The 2568-nt window shown below is 62.4% G+C and carries 2 protein-coding genes; both read right to left on the bottom strand.

Annotated elements, in window-relative coordinates; translation table 11 throughout:
- Positions 1-338: 338 nt before the first annotated feature.
- Complete coding sequence (locus ACH107_RS31955) at positions 339-1538, bottom strand: IS91 family transposase (RefSeq protein WP_412509654.1); 1200 nt, start codon at positions 1536-1538, stop codon at positions 339-341.
- Between the two features lie 12 nt (positions 1539-1550).
- On the bottom strand, positions 1551-2438 hold the full coding sequence (locus ACH107_RS31950) for a tyrosine-type recombinase/integrase (RefSeq protein ID WP_412509653.1): 888 nt from the start codon (positions 2436-2438) through the stop codon (positions 1551-1553).
- Positions 2439-2568 lie beyond the last annotated feature (130 nt).

The raw sequence follows: 2568 nt of genomic DNA, 5'->3' as shown, positions 1-2568 counted from the left end.
GGTGAAGGTTTTCTGATGCGGGTCGCGGCGTGAGGGTTGTGTCTTGGTGGGCGGACGACCCGCGTTGGAAAACCTCCCAAGGTCGAAGCCGCGAGGGTCTTGGTGATGCTATGGGTAAAGTGCGCTGACGGTTGATGCGACGGCGGTTTCACCGGGCCGTTTGGCCTTTTGCACGAGGCTGCGGATGCGGGCTTCCCATCCCAGTCGCCAAGCGCTGCCCGCCGGGCTGGTCGGTTTTGTGGTCTGGGACCGTGCTGATACCTTATCGGCGCAGATGGCTTGGGCCGGGCCTGTGGGGTGCAGCCAGCATGTGTTGATGATCTGTGACGGGCGGTCGGTCATGCGGCCTGCTCCCTCGGTGGGGCCCGCGACATCGGTGTCTGCCCGCGCAGAAAGATCTCGATAATGCGCATGGGGCCCCCGCAGCATGGGCATGGTTCACGCAGCGTGAGCGGGGTGACGTCTGGCTCAGCGTCTTGGGCATCTGCCTGATCTGGTGGCTGGACGCAGAGCAGTTTGCGGATTTTGGTGAGATTGGCTTTGCGAGCGCTGCTGGCCAGCAGGCCGTAGTGGCGGATGCGGTGGAACCTGTCAGGAAGGACGTGGATCAGGAATCGGCGGATGAACTCTGGCGTGGCGAGGCGCATGACTTTCTGGCGGTCGCCATTCTTGACGCGGTAGTCCTTCCAGCGGAAGGCCACGGTGTCGGCGTCGGCACTGACCAGGCGATGGTTCGAGATCGCCACGCGGTGGGTGTATCGGCTCAGATAGGCGAGCACGGCCTCTGGGCCGCCAAAGGGCGGTTTGGAATAGACCACCCATTCGGATTTGCGGAACGGAGCGAGCCAAGTGGCGAAGGCATCTGCATGCGCCAGCCGTTCGAGATCGCCGAAGAAGGCAAGCCGTCCGGCGCGATGCAGATCCATCAGCCCTTCCAGAAACAGGCGCCGGAACAGGCGCGATAACACCCGCACATGCAAAAAGAACCCGGGGCGGCAGGCGACCCACCTGGCACCGTCAGGCGACAGGCCGCCGCCCGGTACGATCATGTGGATATGCGGATGGTGGGTCATGGCAGACCCCCAAGTGTGCAAGACGCTGGTCAGACCCACCTTCGCGCCCATGCGCTTGGGATCGGCGGCGATGGTCATCACCGTTTCGGCCGACGCTTTGAACAGCAGCCCGTAGACCGCCTTCTTGTTCCAATAGGCGATCTGCGCAATCTCGGCGGGCAGCGTGAAGACGACGTGGAAATACTCCACGGGCAGCAGGTCTTCGGCGCGGGCCTCCATCCAGTCGCGCGCCGCTGGCCCTTGGCACTTGGGGCAGTGTCTGTTTTTGCAGGAGTTATAGGCGATGTGATGATGGCCGCATTTGGCACAGCCCGCCACATGCCCGCCGAGCGCCTCGGTCCGGCAGGCTTCGATGGATGACATCACTTTGAGCTGTGACAGGCTGAAACGCCCCGCATTGGCCCGCCGCCACGCAGGACCATGAGCGCGGAAGATATCAGCGATCTCCAGCCTGGGCCGGGGCAACGCCCGGACCGGTCACTCCAGGCTTCGCTTTACTGTCTGATCCTGCAACCTGGCCAGCATCTCATAGGGGCTGACGGTATCGCGGATCGTCTTGGTGGCCACATGGGTGTATCGTGCAGTGGTCGTCAGCTTGGCGTGGCCGAGGAGCACCTGAATGACGCGCACGTCGGTGTTGGCTTCCAGCAAATGCGTGGCGAAGCTGTGCCGCAACGTGTGCAAGGTCGCAGGCTTGGTGACGCCAGCCATATGTTTGGCTGATGTGAACGCCCGGTTCAGTTGCCGCGGTGAGATCGGGTTGATCTTGGGCTTGCCGGGAAACAGCCAACCTTCCGGGCGCGCCTCGCGCCACCATGTGCGCAGCAAGTCCAGCAGTCCCGGCGACAGCATAACCTTGCGGTCTTTCTGCCCTTTGCCCAGTTCAACATGGATCAGCATCCGATCGCTGTCGATGTCGCCGATCTTGAGGTTACAGACCTCAGCCGCCCTGAGCCCGGCACCGTATGAGATGCTGAGCGCGGCCCGATACTTCAGCCCTGGCCCAGGTGCCGCCATCGGGATGTCGGACACCTCTTCGACGCTGAGAACGACCGGCAGCTTCCGCGGTTCGGTGCGGAATTGCATGTAGCGCTTCATCTCCTCTCGCCCGCAGGTCATGCCGAAGAAGAACCTGAGCGCCACGATCCGGGCATTGAAGGTTGACGGTGTGACCCCAACGTTGGTCATATGAAGCTGATAGGCGCGCAGTTCTTCTGGCGTTGCGGTATCAGGCGAATGGCCAAGGAAGGCCGCGAAATCCTTGATCGCCCGTATGTGAGCCTTCTGGGCTTTGTCGCCCATGCCCCGGATACGCATGTCTTCCATCATCCGCTGGCGCAGCGGGCTTACTCGCTTCTCTGTCATGGGAACCTCCTGACTGATGATTGAGAAGGCCCCAATCGTCAGCCAGATCCCCGAGATCACAAAATGCGTGCCGGATTGCCCAGTTCACCACATCCGCCACAGGCACCAATGCCGCGGAGCGGCTTAGTCC

This window comes from Roseovarius halophilus (ex Wu et al. 2025) (assembly GCF_047086965.1).
Note: the sequence above shows the minus strand (reverse complement) of the source record. Positions and strands in the feature narration are given on the sequence as shown.

Bases quoted from the DNA above. Each gene is read 5' to 3' on its own strand.
- ACH107_RS31950 (WP_412509653.1), bottom strand. From the start codon at position 2,438: ATGACAGAGAAGCGAGTAAGCCCGCTGCGCCAGCGGATGATGGAAGAC.